The organism is Mycolicibacterium iranicum (genome assembly GCF_014190915.1).
Taxonomy (GTDB): domain Bacteria; phylum Actinomycetota; class Actinomycetes; order Mycobacteriales; family Mycobacteriaceae; genus Mycobacterium; species Mycobacterium iranicum_B.
The window spans coordinates 547,317-563,809 of the sequence record NZ_JACHVU010000002.1; the positions used below are offsets into that span (position 1 = coordinate 547,317).

Sequence of the window (16,493 nt, forward strand, 5' to 3'; positions counted from 1 at the left end):
CCTCAGATCACCAGTCGCCGATGGCGGGACCGGAGGGGAACCCTCCGCGGAACGGACGCGGGCCGCCGCGGACCACAGCCTTGGTGGAGTCGCGGACCTCGCCCTGAGCGTTGACCACGCCAGCATCGCCCACCCGTGCTTCGGAGATCCCGCGGGCGATACCGAAGTCGTTGATCCGGATGACGGAGTTCTCCGAGGCCTGTCGGCTCGTCACCGTCGGGCCGGGGCCCACCTCCTCGACGTCCGCGCTCGCCGTCCCGCTGCCGAGCCCGATCAGCACGGCCGCCCCGAAACCGGCGATGCCCAGCGTTTTCGCGCTGCGGACGAGGATCGGGGCGGGGGCACTCATCGGAAATCTCCTTGGTTCACGGGCAGGTCGTGTGTCGTCGTCGTGCTGAGGGCGATGCTGTCACACATCTCGGGTCGCACAAGGGGCCCCTCTCCGGCTGGAGAGGCCGTACGGTTCTGACGTGGAGGTCATGTCCGCCGAGTCGACCGAGTTGTTCACCGGACCGCCGGACGCGCCGCGGCAGGTGGTCAGGGTCGACTACCGCGGGTGCACCGCCCCGACCCCGGTGCGCGTCGACGGCCCCGGCCTCGCCACGATCGGCGAGGCCGTCGCGCAGCCGGACGGGGCCTCGGTCGAGATCGCGGTGGAGGTCACCGACCCCGTCGTGGGCGAGCGACGCGCAGCGGTCGTGGCGACCGACGACGGCACATCGGCCAGATTCGCGTTCGACTTCACCGTCGCCGAGCCCGGCTGGACGATGTACATGGTCAGCCACTTCCACTACGACCCGGTGTGGTGGAACACCCAGGCGGCCTACACGAGCCTGTGGACCGAGGATCCGCCCGGGCAGTGCCGCCAGACCAACGGCTTCGAGCTTGTCAGCGCGCACCTCGAGATGGCGCGCAGGGAGCCCGAATACAGATTCGTCCTGGCCGAGGTCGACTATCTCAAGCCGTTCTGGGACACCCATCCGTGGGAGCGCGACGACCTGCGACGGCTGATCCGCGAGGGTCGCGTGGAGATCATGGGCGGCACCTACAACGAGCCGAACACGAACCTGACGAACCCCGAGACGACCATCCGGAACTTCGTGCACGGCATCGGTTTCCAACGGCACGTGCTCGGCGCCGAGCCGGCCACCGCCTGGCAACTGGACGCCTTCGGCCACGATCCGCAGTTCCCGGGCATGGCCGCCGACGCCGGACTGACCTCGAGCTCGTGGGCGCGGGGTCCGCACCACCAGTGGGGGCCGATGGCGGGCGACGGCGACCCCGAACGGATGCAGTTCGCCAGCGAGTTCGAGTGGATGGCGCCCTCGGGCCGCGGACTGCTGACCCACTACATGCCCGCCCATTACGCGGCGGGGTGGTGGATGGATTCCGCGGCGTCGCTGCGCGAGGCCGAGGACGCCACCTACGCGCTGTTCACGAAGATGAAGCGAGTTGCGTTGACACGCAACGTGCTTCTGCCGGTGGGCACCGACTACACGCCGCCGAACAAGTGGGTCACCGACATCCACCGCGACTGGAACGCCCGCTACACGTGGCCGCGGTTCGTCTGCGCGCTGCCCCGCGAGTTCTTCGCCGCCGTCCGCGCCGAACTCGCCGAGCGCGGTGCCCGTCCGTCCCCGCAGACGCGGGACATGAACCCGATCTACACCGGCAAGGACGTCTCCTACATCGACACCAAGCAGGCGAACCGGGCCGCGGAGGTCGCCACGCTGGAGGCCGAGCAGTACGCCGTGTTCGCGGGTCTACTGACCGGTGCCACCTATCCGGAGGCCGCGCTGGCGAAGTCGTGGGCGCAGCTGGTCTACGGGGCCCACCACGACGCGATCACCGGGTCGGAGTCCGATCAGGTGTACCTCGATCTGCTCACCGGCTGGCGCGACGCGTGGCAACTCGGCAGCGGCGCCCGAGCCCGCGCACTGGAGCTGCTGTCGGGGGCTGTCGACGGAACGGTGACGGTGTGGAACCCGCTGGCGCACAAGCGTTCCGACATGGTGACCGTGCACCTGCCGGAGGGCTTCGCAGGGCGCGTGGTCGACCACGAGGGATGCGATGTCGCGGTGCTCGCCGGGCACGGCGGACGGTCGTTGACGTGGCTGGCGCGTGACGTCGCCTCGCTGGGCTGGCGTTCCTACCGCCTGATTGCCGGCGAGCCGACACTGGGGTGGGAACCGTTGGACGGCAACACCATCGCGAACGATTGCTACCGCGTACGTGCCGATCCCGCCCGGGGCGGTGCGGTGAGCTCGCTGTCGACGGGCGGGCGGGAGCTCCTCGCCGACGGGCGCGTGGGCAACGAGCTGGCCGTCTACGAGGAGTACTCCGCCCACCCCGCCGCCGGCGAAGGTCCGTGGCATCTGCTGCCGAAAGGTCCTGTGGTCACGTCGTCGCAGCATCCCGCCTCGTCGGTGCGGGCCTACCGCTGCGCACTCGGGGAGCGGCTCGTCGTCACCGGCGAAATCCCCGGACTGCTGCGGTACACCCAGACCGTGACGCTGTGGCACGGCGTCGACCGGGTGGACTGCCGAACCGTCGTCGACGAGTTCACCGGCGCCGACCGCCTGCTTCGGCTGCGCTGGCCGTGTCCGGTGCCCGGGGCGATGCCGGTCAGCGAGGTCGGCAACGCGGTGATCGGGCGCGGGTTCGCCCTCCTGCACGACCGGGACTCCGGTGAATCCGTCGACACCGCAGCCTTTCCCTACACCCTGGACAACCCCGCCTACGGCTGGTTCGGTCTGTCGTCGGCGGTGCGGATCCGTTTCCGAGGAGGCGCCGCGCGGGCGGTGTCCGTGGCCGAGGTCATCTCACCGACCGGCGCCGAGCCCGAGGTCCGCGAGCTGGTGGCAGCGCTGGCACGGGCCGGGGTGACCGCGACCTGCACGGCGGCGGGTGCCCCTCGCTACGGTGACCTGTCAGTCGACTCCAATCTGCCGGACCTGCGGATCAGCATCGGCGGTCGTCATGAGAACGCGTTCACTGCAACGATTCTCGGTAACAGACCGGCCGGGGATCGCGCGTGGGTTTCCGCCACCGCGCCACTGCGTGAGGTGTGGGTACCCGGCGCCGACCTGCGCGACCCCGCGGCGCTGCCCGTCCTGGTCGTCGGCGCGGACGGCGATGCGACGAACGCGCTTGCCGCGCTGATCGACGATCTGGCCGACGCCGAGGTGTTCGTCGACCAGGACGCCGACGAACCGTTCGAAGCCCGCACGGTCGCGGTGGTCAACCGCGGGGTGCCCGGCTTCGCCGTGGAGTCCGACGGAACCCTGCACACCTCGCTGATGCGCTCGTGCACGGGCTGGCCCTCGGGAACCTGGATCGACCCACCGTGCCGCACCGTACCCGACGGGTCGAACTTCCAGCTCCAGCATTGGACGCACACGTTCGACTATGCCGTGGTCGCGGCCGACGGTGACTGGCGCGACGCTCAGATGCCTGCCCGCAGTGCCGAATTCAACCAGCCGTTGACCGCCGTGGTGGCCCACCACGACGCGCAGAGCGGCGGTCTTCCGCCGTGGGGCTCCCTGCTGGAGGTGCACCCCGAGCGGGCCGTGCGGATCGGGGCCGTCAAAGCGCTCGGCAACCCGACTGCGAGCGCCAGCGCCGTGGCGGCGGATCCGTCGCGCGGGGTGGCGATCCGCATCGTCGAGACCCTGGGGCGCGCCACGGAAGCCTCGGTGCAGTCGGGGCTGCGCGACATCTCGCACACCCAACACCTCGACCTGATCGAGGAACCCCTCGCCGAGAGCTCCGGGGTGGCGCGCCTGCACGGATATGAGATGTGCACGCTGCGAACACAACTCAACCTCCCGCGGGTGCATGACGCCGAGCAGGTGTCGCTGGCCCCCGACGCGGAGCCGGTGCAACCCCTCTATGCCAGATACTGGCTGCACAACCGCGGGCCGGCGCCGCTGGGCGGTCTGCCCGTCGTGGCCCATCTGCATCCACACCGTCGTGTCGCCGAGGGCGGCGACACCGTCGGGTTACGGCTCACCGCCGCCAGCGACGCCACCGGTACTGCCGTGCACGGCCGGGTGCGGTTGGTGGGGCCGCCCGGGTGGGGGATCAGCGTGGACGAGCTCCCGTTCGTGCTGCCGCCCGGCGGTCATCTGGAGTCGGCGGTGGAGCTGGGGGTGCCCGAGGGCGCTGCGCCCGGCCTGTATCCGGTGCTCGCCGAGCTGGCAGCCACGGGCGCCGCCATCCCGGCGTCGTGGCATCAAACCGTCGAAGACGTCGCCGTGCTGTCGGTCGGCCGGCACGACGACGTTCTGCTGCGCGTGGTGCACGACCCGCACCCTGTCGACATCGCGGCCGGGGAGATCGCCCGGCTCAGCGTTACCGTCGGCACCGACGCGTACGCCGATCTGACCGTGGAGGCCCACGTCATCTCACCCTGGGGCACGTGGGAATGGTTGAGCCCCAACATCGTCGGCGGCATCGTGCCCGCGCGGGGAACCGTCGAGCTGAGGTTCGAGGTCGCACCGCCGCCCTGGACCGAGCCGGGACGCTGGTGGGCACTGGTTCGCGTGGCGTGCGCGGGCGCACTGCGCTACTCGGAGTGCGTGCCGGTGGTCGTGCGATGAGCGCCGTGGCGGCGACGGTCGGCGCGGAGGTCGTCACGGTCGCCGAGGTCGACGCCCGCGAACGCGCCCTCAGGGCCGGTGGCGGCGGGCATGCGCTGCCGCGTCCGGGTACCAGCGAAGCGCGGCAGCTGCGCCGCTGGCTGACCCAGCTGCTCATCGCCGAACGGGTCGTCGCCGCGGTGCCCGCCGACGGGGCGTGCCTGCCGACGGAGGACGACCTGCTGCCCGACGCCGTGGCGCGCATGGAGGTCGGCAGCATCGCGGCGGCAACTCTCGCGACATCGCACGCCCGCGCGGTCTACGCCACCGTGACCGCAGAGGTCGTCGTGCCCGCCGAGGCCGTCGCCGACTATTACGTGCGCAACCCGAAGCGGTTCGCCGTCGCCACGGCCGGGCCAGGAGGGTGGCAGGCCTCAGCGCCCGCTCCGACGTTCGACGAGGTGCGCGACACGATCCATGCGCACCTGCTCGCCGCCGCCCGCCGCCGCACCTACCGCCGCTGGCTCGATGCCCGGTGCGCCACGCTGGCCACGCCGGCCCCCGGTTACGAGCATCCGGGGGACCCGAGGCAGCCCGACAACACCCACAGGCACTGAGGAAGCGAGGGTCCCGATGAGCGATCTCACGCTGGCGCTGGATGTGGGCGGTACGAAGATCGCCGCAGGCCTCGTGCGCGCCGACGGGACGCTCGCGCACCGCCGTCAGCTGCCGACACCCGACGGGGACGCCGACACGGTGTGGGCCACGGCCGCGGCGCTGCTGACCGACACCCTGGCCGAGGCCGACGGACCGGTCGGAGGTGTCGGCATCGGCTCGGCGGGTCCGATCGACGTGCCGAACGGCACCGTCAGTCCGATCAACATCGTCGAATGGCAACGCTTTCCGATCGTGGAGCGGGCGGCCGCGGTCACCGGGCTTCCCGTGCTGCTCGGCGGCGACGGACTGTGCATGGCCCTGGGGGAGTGGTGGCGTGGCGCCGGACGCGGGGCGGGTCACCTGTTGGGGATGGTGGTGTCGACGGGGATCGGCGGGGGCCTCGTCGCCGACGGTGTGCCGTTCCACGGCAGGACGGGCAATGCGGGCCATGTCGGTCACGTCGTCGTCGAACCGGATGGCGCGTTGTGCACCTGCGGTGGACACGGGTGCATCGAGACCGTCGCCTCGGGTCCGCACCTGGCGCAGTGGGCCCGCGAGCAGGGGTGGGTCGCGCCACCCGGCGCCGATGCGAAGGAACTCGCCGAGGCGGCCGCGCGCGGCGACGCGGTGGCGCGGCAGGCGTTCCACCGCGGAGGCGACGCGCTCGCGCGGATGATCGCGTCGGTGGCCGCGGTGTGCGACCTGGACCTTGTCGTCGTCGGCGGTGGGGTCTCCAGGGCGGGGGCGATACTGTTCGAGCCGCTGCGCGAGGCGCTTGCCGCGTACGCCGGGCTGGACTTCATCCGGGGTCTGCGCGTGGTGCCCGCCGAACTCGGTGGGGACGCCGGCCTGGTCGGTGCTGCCGCGCTGGCGCGTTTTGGCTGATCGGGCCGCGACGCGCTATTCTTTCCGGGTTCCACCGAAGACCGTCGGTCACCGATGAGCGCTCGTCGCTCGTGAATCGGTTGAAGGTCCGGGATTCCCCGGCGGCCCACGCAGGAGGACGAGGCCAGTACGTGTCACACGTGCTCAGCGCTTATCGAGAAGTGCGCCCCGACCTGTCTGCGTCGGGGCGTTCGTCATTTCCGGCCCCTCGTTTCCGTCGTCGTTGGTGGACATCCCAACCATCACGAGGAGGCAAGCATGGCCAAGGCTGACAAGGCCACCGCGGTCGCCGACATCGCCGAGAAGTTCAAGGAGTCGACGGCCACCGTCGTCACCGAGTACCGCGGCCTGACGGTGTCCCACCTTGCCGAGCTGCGTAGGTCGCTGGGGACATCCACGACCTACACCGTTGCCAAGAACACCCTGGTGAAGCGTGCGGCAGCCGAAGCCGGCATCGAGGGGCTCGACGAGCTCTTCGCCGGCCCGACGGCCATCGCGTTCATCGAGGGTGAGCCGGTCGACGCTGCCAAGGCGATCAAGAAGTTCGCCAAGGACAACAAGGCGCTGATCGTCAAGGGCGGCTACATGGACGGTCGCGCACTGTCCGTCGCCGAGGTCGAGAAGATCGCCGACCTCGAATCGCGCGAGGTTCTGCTGTCCAAGCTGGCCGGCGCGATGAAGGCGAAGCAATCCCAGACCGCGGCGCTGTTCGCAGCTCCCGCGTCTCAGATCGCTCGCCTGGCCGCAGCTCTGCAAGAGAAGAAGGCCGGCTCGGACGACTCCGCGCCCGCCGCATAACCCCATACCAACCAAGAAGTAACTAGGAAGGACCATCACATGGCCAAGCTGTCCACCGACGAACTGCTCGACGCGTTCAAGGAAATGACCCTGCTCGAGCTCTCGGAGTTCGTGAAGCAGTTCGAGGAGACCTTCGACGTCACCGCCGCGGCGCCCGTCGCCGTCGCCGCTGCCGGCCCCGCCGCCGGTGGTGCCCCGGCCGAGGCCGCCGAGGAGCAGTCGGAGTTCGACGTCATCCTCGAGGCCGCCGGCGAGAAGAAGATCGGCGTCATCAAGGTCGTCCGCGAGATCGTCTCGGGCCTGGGCCTGAAGGAAGCCAAGGATCTCGTCGACAGCGCGCCCAAGCCGCTGCTGGAGAAGGTCAACAAGGAAGCCGCCGACGACGCCAAGGCCAAGCTCGAGGCCGCCGGCGCTTCGGTGTCCGTCAAGTAAGACGACATTGTCGTCGGCTTCAACCGCCGACGTCAGCTGTGGGGCCGGTCTGGCAAACAGACCGGCCCCGCCGTTTTTTCTGTCAGAATGTGCGTCGCACTGTTCTCACTGTGTTCGCAGACCGTGTGTGGCGCTGCGGGCGGGTAGGTTACAGTGACTCAAGCCACAGGCGGGGTACCTGTGACGAAGCGTTCGGCGTTGGCGAGAGGATTTCGCGTGGGTATCGGCATTCAGGTGGAGGGGCTGACCAAGTCCTTCGGATCCCAGCGAATCTGGGAGGACGTCACCTTCGATCTGCCCGCAGGTGAGGTCAGTGTTCTCCTCGGCCCGTCGGGTACCGGCAAGTCGGTGTTCCTGAAGTCGCTGATCGGGCTGCTGCGGCCCGAGCGCGGCAAGATCGTCGTCGACGGCACGAACATCATCGAGTGCTCGGCCAAGGAGCTCTACGAGATCCGCACGCTGTTCGGCGTGATGTTCCAGGACGGCGCGCTGTTCGGATCCATGAGCCTGTACGACAACACCGCGTTCCCGCTTCGTGAGCACACGAAGAAGAAGGAATCGGAGATCCGCCAGATCGTCATGGAGAAGCTCGACCTGGTGGGTCTGGGCGGTGACGAGGACAAGTTCCCGGGTGAGATCTCCGGCGGTATGCGCAAGCGCGCAGGCCTGGCCCGCTCGCTGGTGCTGGACCCGCAGATCATCCTCTGCGACGAGCCGGACTCCGGTCTGGATCCCGTGCGTACCGCCTACCTGTCTCAGCTCCTGATCGACATCAACGCCCAGATCGACTGCACGATCCTCATCGTGACGCACAACATCAACATCGCCCGCACGGTGCCCGACAACATGGGCATGCTGTTCCGCAAGCACCTGGTGATGTTCGGTCCTCGCGAGGTGCTGCTCACCAGCGACGAGCCCGTCGTCAAGCAGTTCCTCAACGGCCGCCGAATCGGGCCGATCGGTATGTCCGAGGAGAAGGACGAGTCGACGATGGCCGAAGAGCAGGCCATGGTCGACGCCGGTCACCATGACGGTGGCACCGAAGAGATCGAGGGCGTGCCGCCGCAGGTCATGGCGACCCCCGGTATGCCCGAGCGCAAGGCCGTCGGGCGTCGGCAGGCCCGTGTCCGCGAGATCATGCACACGCTGCCGCCGGCTGCACAGGAAGCGATCCGCGCGGATCTCGACGGCACCAACAAGAACTCGGCGAACGGCTACGGCGGCGAGACAACCACGCCGCACCAGCGTCACGACGACGAGACCCCGACCGGGCGTATCCCGGTCAGCGGCGAGCGCTGAGCTCTCACCCACCGACACCCCTGACACCGCCCGGCACTGCCGGGCGGTGTTGTCGTCTGTGCCCCGGCAGCGCGAATTCAGCAACGCCGGATGCCAGGCGTTCCGTGACATGGTGAAATCAGTGGGAATATTGTGACTGCCGTTGCTGAACCTAGGCACCTGCGTACGGAAATTCTTTTGCAGTGCCTAGCAAAACTGGAACGTGTTCTTTACCAAGGTCATTGCGTTGTCCGCGAACAGTCCCTTTGAGCAGCTCCGGCGCTGACGTCAATTTCGTCTCGTTCGATCTTGAACTTTGGTCTGACTGGCTATACAGTTTGCCAGAATCGCGCGTCCGTGCGGAAAAGCCCAGGTTGAAGTCCTCTGCCCGGTGGAACCCCGCGATCACTACACCAGGAGAGACATGGTCGACCGCTATCGGGTCTGGTTGGGGGCAGGCGTACTGGCGGGGGGAATGTCGGCAGCAATGCTGACGGGCACGGGTGTGGCGGCGGCCGATGACGGCGCGGCGTCGAACGCCGGGAGCCAGGCGGCCGCAGGTTCCGATGGGGATGAGCCGTCCGGCTCCGCCGGTGAGCAGGCGGATGCGTCGGGATCCGAGGGCAGCGGCGCGGACTCCGAGGCCGACGATCAGGACGACACCGCCGGCGACGCTGACGAGCACGCTGACGACGACGCTGACGAGGACAGTGCAGACGCCGGTGAGGATGCTGAGGAGGTCGACGGCGGCGAAACCCCGACCGTTGACCCGGACTCCGACGAGGGATCGTCAGACCCGGCAGGCGAGAACCCCGCGACGGAGCCGGCGGGCACGGACACCGATGTCACCCCGGTCGTCGAGGACGGCCAGGAGGAGTCCGTCCAGGATCCCAAGGAGTCGACCCGTCCGGCCACCGAGACCGGCCCCGAGACCGGGACCGATCTGGCGGACGACCCGGCGTCCGACGGCGACTTCCTCGGGGCTCCGTCCCCGTTCGTGACGAGCATCGAAACCGACCTCTCGTCGCGCGCCGGTGCCGCGGTCATGCAGACGGCGGCGGTGCAGTCGCCCGGGATCGTGACGGGCCTGCTGAATCTGCTCGACACGCTCAACGACATCGGCACCGCGTTCTACAACTTCTATACCGGCGCGATGCAGTTCCTCGCCGGTCCCGCGCGGCCGCCGTTCGGCAGCCGCGTGCGTGTCGAGAGCTCGTCGCTGACGATCGGCAACGGCGTCGTCGTCCCCGTCGACTGGTACTTCCCGCCGGGCAACGCCGAACCCAAGGGCCTCATCTATCTGCAGCACGGCATGCTCGCGACGTCGGCGTTCTACGGTGCCACCGCGGCCTACCTGGCCGAGAAGACACACAGCATCGTCGTCGCCCCGACGCTGACCTGGAACGTCTTTGACCTCGAGAACTATCCGCTGATGCTGTCGCACACCCACCAGGCGATCGCCGACCTGTTCACCGGTGACCGGGCAGCGTTGACCGCCAGCGCGCGGACCGCCGGATACACCAAGGCCCTTCCGACCAAGATCGTGCTGGCCGGGCATTCGGCGGGTGGCGGGCTGGTGGTCGGCACCGCGCGCTACATGGTCGAACGCGGTCTCGGGGCCAACCTGGCCGGGGTCGTGATGCTCGACGGAGCCGGCTTCGGCAGCCTGAGTGCGGATCTGGCGAAGATCCCCGACTCCATCCCGGTCTACAACCTCGCCGCGGATCCCGACACCTGGAACAGGTTCGGGGATGCGACCCGCCGTCTCGAACAGGAACGCCCCGACGCGTTCACCGGCATCGTGATCGTCGGGGGACGGCACTCGGACTCCATGCAGAGCTGCAGCATGCTGGTACAGCTCGCCGCATACTTTGCGACCGGATTCTCCTCGCCGTTCAACATCGCGATCAACCAGGTCCTGGCGTCGGGGTGGATCGGCGACATGCTCAACGGCACCCATACCCCCCGGCTCTACGGCTCGTCGGGATCCGCGGCGAACATCGCCGCGGGCATGCTCACGGGGGCGCGCACGACCTCGGTCACCGTGGTGTCGGCGTCCGGAACCGGCGCGGCCGACGTTTGCGTGGACGACCGCCCGGGATCGGCCTGCTCGGCGTCGCCGAACGCGAAAGCGGCACGCCTGAACGCCCTCGGCGTCTGATTCGGGCAAAGCGCTCCCGGCCCTGCGGTGCCGCGATACGGTTTGCCGGGTTTCGGAGGAAGGGGTCGTGATGGTCGACCGGCTATCGGCTCTGGTGGGCGCAGGCGTGATCACCGCGGGTGTGTCGGCGGCGATGCTGGCCGGCGCCGGGGTTGCCGTCGCAGATCCCGACGCGGCAACCGGCGGGGGTGACACCACCTCGAAGGTCGAGTCGACGGATCCGCCCGCGGCCGACGGCACGGACACCCCGGATACGACCGACGACTCCACCGACACCACCGAAGACACCGACGAGGCCGACGAACAGAACGACGAGCCCGACGACGGCGCGGAGGACACCGGGGACGGCGGCGACGACAGCACCGCCACCGACACCACCACCACCACCGACAACAGCACTTCCGACAACAGCACCACCGACAACAGCGCCATCGACAACAGCGACGCTGACGCGCCGGCGCCTGCCGCCCCCGAAGGCCAATCCGCGGTCGACGAATTCGACGAGGCGCCGGCCGACGGCATTGCTGTCGACGAGGCGCAGGCCGACGAGAAGGCTCCCGCCGCCGAGAGCCCCCTCGACACCGCGGACCCGTCGAACCTCGACACAGCCGAGCTCACCCCCGCGGCTCTGATCGCCCCGTCGTCGACCTCGAAACCCCTCGCGACGTTGCGCGCGCTCGACACGGTGTCCGAGGCGGCGGCCGCGCCCGCACGCCAGACGCTGCTCAGCCTCATCGGCACCGTTATCTTCAACATCTATTCGGTTGCGATCCGGGTGCTCGGCGGCCCGCCGATCCTGCCGGCCGGCAGCACCGTCACGGTGCGCAGCTCGTCGCTGACCATCGACTGCGGCGACGGCTACGACGTCCCTGCGGACTGGTACGTCCCCGAAGGGCCGACCCCGACGCGGCTGATCTACTTCCAGCACGGCTTCATGGCAGCAGGGCCGTTCTACAGCTACACCGCCGCGCGGCTCGCCGAGGCGACCCACAGCATCGTGGTGGCCACCTCGCTGACGTCGAATTTCCTTGCCTGCGACGGCTGCTGGGTCGGCGGCTCGCCGATGCACAAGGCGGTGGCCGACCTGTTCGCCGACGGCAACACCGCACTCGCGCAGAGCGCACTGGCGGCCGGTTACAGCAGCACGCTGCTGGACGGGATCGAGAAGATCGGGCTCACCGGGCACAGCGCGGGCGGCGGGCTGGCTGCGGGCGCCGCGGGCTTCATGACGCAGAACGGCTCGTTCGACAAGCTCGCCGGCGTCGTCATGCTCGACGGCGTCGGGTTCGGTGACGTCACGCCGGAGGCGCTGGCGAAGCTGCCCGCGGACTTCCCGATCTACAACCTCGCTGCGAGGGCCTACTACTGGAATCTGTCCGGGACGACGAACACCGCGCTCGAGGAGTGGCGGCCCGGCGTCTTCAACGGCGTCAAGCTGGCCGACAGCTCGCACGGCGACGCCATGCTCGGTGGCAACGTCTTCGTGCAGATCGCGATGAACCTCGTCACGGGCTGGCCGCGTCCGGAGAACGTCAAGGCCGCCGAGGTGATCAGTGCCGCCTGGTTCAACGACATGTTCACCGAGACGGCGCCGTCCCCGGAGTCCGGCTTCTACGGGGCGCCGGGCGCCGTGCTGAAGATCGAGACCAGCCGCGGGACTGCGACCGCCCAGGTGCTGCCGGGGGACACCGAGCGGGTGACGTTCCTCGATTGGCTCTTCACGTTCGGCGCCAAGTTCCTCTTCGGCATCGACTTCGCGACCTGCGCCGCCGAACCGGTGCAGCGCACAGCCGGATCAGCGGAGACGCTGGAACTGTTTTCTGCCCCCGACACGCTCCTATCTCTTGACGGAAGGACGAAAGCGGGCCAATCTATTGGCCAGCAATGTGTGGTCGCGTAAGAACAGATCGGGTCGCCAGCCAGCGCCCTTGTGCTCTGCCGTCCGGATGTTGAGGAATGTGCCGTCCTGCGCTACTGTTGGACGTTGCGCTGGCTGCATCCTGCCCACCTCACCCGCACTTGACGCCGTAGACCTAGCCTGAGCTCTGCTCAGTGATCTAGACGCGTGCCGTGCGTCCGGAGGGCTGGTGAAGCCAGCCGAACCGACGCAGATATAGCGGCCGACGGTCCGGATTCCCGGCAACCAGACAGTCGCATGAGGTGCTGGAAGGATGCATCTTGGCAGGGTCCCGCCAGATCGAGTCAGTAACCACCAATAACTCCGTTCCCGGAGCACCAAACAGAATTTCTTTCGCAAAGCTCCGTGAGCCGCTGGAGGTTCCGGGGCTTCTCGACGTCCAGACGGAGTCGTTCGAGTGGCTCATCGGCGCCGAGGACTGGTTCCAGAGGGCCGTCGACCGCGGGGATGTCGACCCCAAGGGCGGCCTGCAGGAGGTCCTCGAAGAGCTGTCGCCGATCGAGGATTTCTCCGGCTCGATGTCGCTGTCGTTCTCCGATCCGCGCTTCGACGAGGTCAAGGCGCCGGTCGACGAGTGCAAAGACAAGGACATGACGTACGCGGCACCGCTGTTCGTCACGGCCGAGTTCATCAACAACAACACCGGCGAGATCAAGAGCCAGACGGTCTTCATGGGTGACTTCCCGATGATGACCGAAAAGGGCACCTTCATCATCAACGGCACCGAGCGCGTCGTGGTGAGCCAGCTCGTCCGTTCGCCCGGCGTGTACTTCGACGAGAGCATCGACAAGTCCACCGAGAAGACGCTGCACAGCGTCAAGGTGATCCCGGGCCGCGGCGCCTGGCTCGAGTTCGACGTCGACAAGCGCGACACCGTGGGTGTGCGTATCGACCGCAAGCGCCGTCAGCCCGTCACGGTGCTGCTCAAGGCGCTCGGCTGGACCAACGAGCAGATCGTGGAGCGCTTCGGCTTCTCCGAGATCATGATGAGCACGCTGGAGAAGGACAACACCGCCGGCACCGACGAGGCGCTGCTGGACATCTACCGGAAGCTGCGTCCGGGCGAGCCCCCGACCAAGGAGTCCGCGCAGACCCTGCTGGAGAACCTGTTCTTCAAGGAGAAGCGCTACGACCTGGCCCGCGTGGGTCGCTACAAGGTCAACAAGAAGCTCGGTCTGAACGCCGGTGAGCCCATCACCAGCTCCACGCTGACCGAAGAGGACGTCGTCGCGACCATCGAGTACCTGGTCCGCCTGCATCAGGGCGACCAGACGATGACCGCACCCGGTGGCGTCGAGGTTCCCGTCGAGGTCGATGACATCGACCACTTCGGCAACCGCCGTCTGCGCACCGTCGGCGAGCTGATCCAGAACCAGATCCGGGTCGGCCTGTCGCGCATGGAGCGCGTCGTGCGTGAGCGCATGACGACCCAGGACGTCGAGGCGATCACGCCGCAGACCCTGATCAACATCCGTCCCGTCGTGGCGGCGATCAAGGAGTTCTTCGGCACCAGCCAGCTGTCGCAGTTCATGGACCAGAACAACCCGCTGTCGGGTCTGACCCACAAGCGCCGCCTGTCGGCGCTGGGCCCCGGCGGTCTGTCCCGTGAGCGCGCCGGCCTCGAGGTCCGCGACGTCCACTCGTCCCACTACGGACGCATGTGCCCGATCGAGACCCCTGAGGGTCCGAACATCGGCCTGATCGGTTCGCTGTCGGTGTACGCGCGGGTCAACCCGTTCGGCTTCATCGAGACGCCGTACCGCAAGGTCGTCGACGGCAAGGTCAGCGACCAGATCGACTACCTGACCGCCGACGAGGAGGACCGCCACGTCGTGGCGCAGGCCAACTCGCCGCTCGACGGTGACGGCAGCTTCGTCGAGGACCGCGTGCTGGTCCGACGCAAGGGTGGCGAGGTCGAGTTCGTGTCGGCCTCCGAGGTCGACTACATGGACGTCTCGCCGCGCCAGATGGTGTCGGTCGCGACGGCGATGATCCCGTTCCTCGAGCACGACGACGCCAACCGTGCCCTGATGGGTGCCAACATGCAGCGCCAGGCGGTTCCGCTGGTCCGCAGCGAGGCTCCGCTCGTGGGCACCGGCATGGAGCTGCGTGCCGCGATCGACGCCGGCGATGTCGTGGTCTCCGAGAAGGCCGGTGTGGTCGAGGAGGTCTCCGCCGACTACATCACCGTCATGGCCGACGACGGCAGCAGGCACACCTACCGGATGCGCAAGTTCGCGCGCTCGAACCACGGCACCTGTGCCAACCAGCGTCCGATCGTGGACTCCGGTCAGCGGGTCGAGGCCGGCCAGGTCGTCGCCGACGGGCCGTGCACCGAGAACGGCGAGATGGCGCTGGGCAAGAACCTGCTCGTCGCGATCATGCCGTGGGAGGGTCACAACTACGAAGACGCGATCATCCTCTCCAACCGCCTGGTCGAAGAGGACGTGCTCACCTCGATCCACATCGAGGAGCACGAGATCGATGCCCGCGACACCAAGCTGGGCGCCGAGGAGATCACCCGGGACATCCCGAACGTCTCCGATGAGGTGCTGGCCGACCTCGACGAGCGCGGCATCGTCCGCATCGGCGCCGAGGTCCGCGACGGCGACATCCTGGTCGGCAAGGTCACCCCGAAGGGCGAGACCGAGCTGACCCCGGAGGAGCGCCTGCTGCGTGCCATCTTCGGCGAGAAGGCCCGCGAGGTCCGCGACACGTCGCTCAAGGTGCCCCACGGTGAGTCCGGCAAGGTCATCGGCATCCGTGTCTTCTCCCGCGAGGACGACGACGAGCTGCCCGCCGGTGTCAACGAGCTGGTCCGCGTCTACGTGGCCCAGAAGCGCAAGATCTCCGACGGCGACAAGCTCGCCGGACGCCACGGCAACAAGGGCGTCATCGGCAAGATCCTGCCCGTCGAGGACATGCCGTTCCTTCCGGACGGCACCCCGGTGGACATCATCCTGAACACCCACGGTGTGCCGCGTCGTATGAACATCGGCCAGATCCTGGAGACCCACCTCGGGTGGGTCGCCAAGGCCGGCTGGAACATCGAGGTCGCCGGTGGCACACCGGACTGGGCCTCGAAGCTCCCCGAGCAGATGCTCTCGGCCCCGGCCGACAGCATCGTGGCCACGCCGGTGTTCGACGGTGCGCAGGAAGGCGAGCTGCAGGGCCTGCTCGGTGCGACGCTGCCGAACCGCGACGGCGAGACCATGGTCAACGCCGACGGCAAGGCGGTGCTCTTCGACGGCCGCAGTGGCGAACCGTTCCCGTACCCGGTGACGGTCGGCTACATGTACATCCTGAAGCTGCACCACCTGGTCGACGACAAGATCCACGCGCGTTCGACCGGTCCGTACTCGATGATCACCCAGCAGCCGCTCGGTGGTAAGGCGCAGTTCGGTGGTCAGCGATTCGGCGAGATGGAGTGCTGGGCCATGCAGGCCTACGGCGCTGCGTACACGCTGCAGGAGCTGTTGACGATCAAGTCCGACGACACGGTCGGTCGCGTCAAGGTCTACGAGGCCATCGTCAAGGGCGAGAACATCCCCGAGCCGGGCATCCCGGAGTCGTTCAAGGTGCTTCTCAAGGAGCTGCAGTCGCTGTGCCTCAACGTCGAGGTCCTGTCCTCGGACGGTGCCGCGATCGAGATGCGTGACGGCGATGACGAGGACCTGGAGCGTGCCGCTGCCAACCTCGGAATCAACCTGTCGCGCAACGAATCCGCATCTGTCGAAGATCTGGCCTAAATCACGGCTCGCCGTGGTGCTCAATAGTTTCTAGT

At 68.3% G+C, this 16,493-nt stretch carries 10 protein-coding genes; 9 read left to right on the forward strand and 1 reads right to left on the reverse strand.

Going from position 1 to position 16,493, the window contains the following annotated elements:
• Positions 1 to 7: 7 nt before the first annotated feature.
• On the reverse strand, positions 8 to 349 hold the full coding sequence (locus FHR72_RS06335) for a hypothetical protein (protein WP_183467074.1): 342 nt from the start codon (positions 347 to 349) through the stop codon (positions 8 to 10).
• A gap of 121 nt (positions 350 to 470) precedes the next feature.
• Between FHR72_RS06335 and FHR72_RS06340 the strand changes: the two genes are divergently transcribed.
• The 9 genes from FHR72_RS06340 (at position 471) to rpoB (ending at position 16,458) form a co-directional block, all read left to right on the forward strand.
• Complete coding sequence (locus FHR72_RS06340) at positions 471 to 4,601, forward strand: glycoside hydrolase family 38 N-terminal domain-containing protein (RefSeq protein WP_183467075.1); 4,131 nt, start codon at positions 471 to 473, stop codon at positions 4,599 to 4,601.
• Entirely contained in the window at positions 4,598 to 5,197 is a 600-nt protein-coding gene (locus FHR72_RS06345; protein ID WP_183467076.1) for a DUF7158 domain-containing protein, read from the forward strand. Before FHR72_RS06340 ends, FHR72_RS06345 begins: the two co-directional genes overlap by 4 nt.
• 16 nt (positions 5,198 to 5,213) lie before the next feature.
• Positions 5,214 to 6,122 carry an ROK family protein gene (locus tag FHR72_RS06350; protein ID WP_183467077.1) on the forward strand — a complete coding sequence of 303 codons (909 nt, stop codon included), beginning with the start codon at positions 5,214 to 5,216 and terminating at the stop codon, positions 6,120 to 6,122.
• 258 nt (positions 6,123 to 6,380) lie between these two features.
• A complete protein-coding gene (gene rplJ / locus FHR72_RS06355; RefSeq protein WP_183467078.1) occupies positions 6,381 to 6,920 on the forward strand; it encodes a 50S ribosomal protein L10 in 540 nt (179 codons plus the stop codon).
• 39 nt (positions 6,921 to 6,959) lie between these two features.
• The gene (rplL, locus tag FHR72_RS06360; RefSeq protein WP_183467079.1) at positions 6,960 to 7,352 is read left to right on the forward strand and encodes a 50S ribosomal protein L7/L12; all 393 of its coding nucleotides are present in this window, start codon (positions 6,960 to 6,962) and stop codon (positions 7,350 to 7,352) included.
• 216 nt (positions 7,353 to 7,568) lie between these two features.
• Positions 7,569 to 8,651, forward strand: coding sequence for an ABC transporter ATP-binding protein (locus tag FHR72_RS06365; protein WP_183467080.1), 1,083 nt, complete (start codon positions 7,569 to 7,571; stop codon positions 8,649 to 8,651).
• A 403-nt stretch (positions 8,652 to 9,054) separates the two neighbouring features.
• Complete coding sequence (locus FHR72_RS06370) at positions 9,055 to 10,791, forward strand: alpha/beta hydrolase (protein WP_183467081.1); 1,737 nt, start codon at positions 9,055 to 9,057, stop codon at positions 10,789 to 10,791.
• Positions 10,792 to 10,861: 70 nt separating this feature from the next.
• Positions 10,862 to 12,691 (forward strand): alpha/beta hydrolase family protein, encoded by a 1,830-nt coding sequence (locus tag FHR72_RS06375; protein ID WP_183467082.1) that lies wholly within the window; start codon positions 10,862 to 10,864, stop codon positions 12,689 to 12,691.
• Between the two features lie 260 nt (positions 12,692 to 12,951).
• Positions 12,952 to 16,458: a DNA-directed RNA polymerase subunit beta gene (gene rpoB, locus FHR72_RS06380; protein WP_183467083.1), complete on the forward strand. Its 3,507-nt coding sequence runs from the start codon at positions 12,952 to 12,954 to the stop codon at positions 16,456 to 16,458.
• Positions 16,459 to 16,493 lie beyond the last annotated feature (35 nt).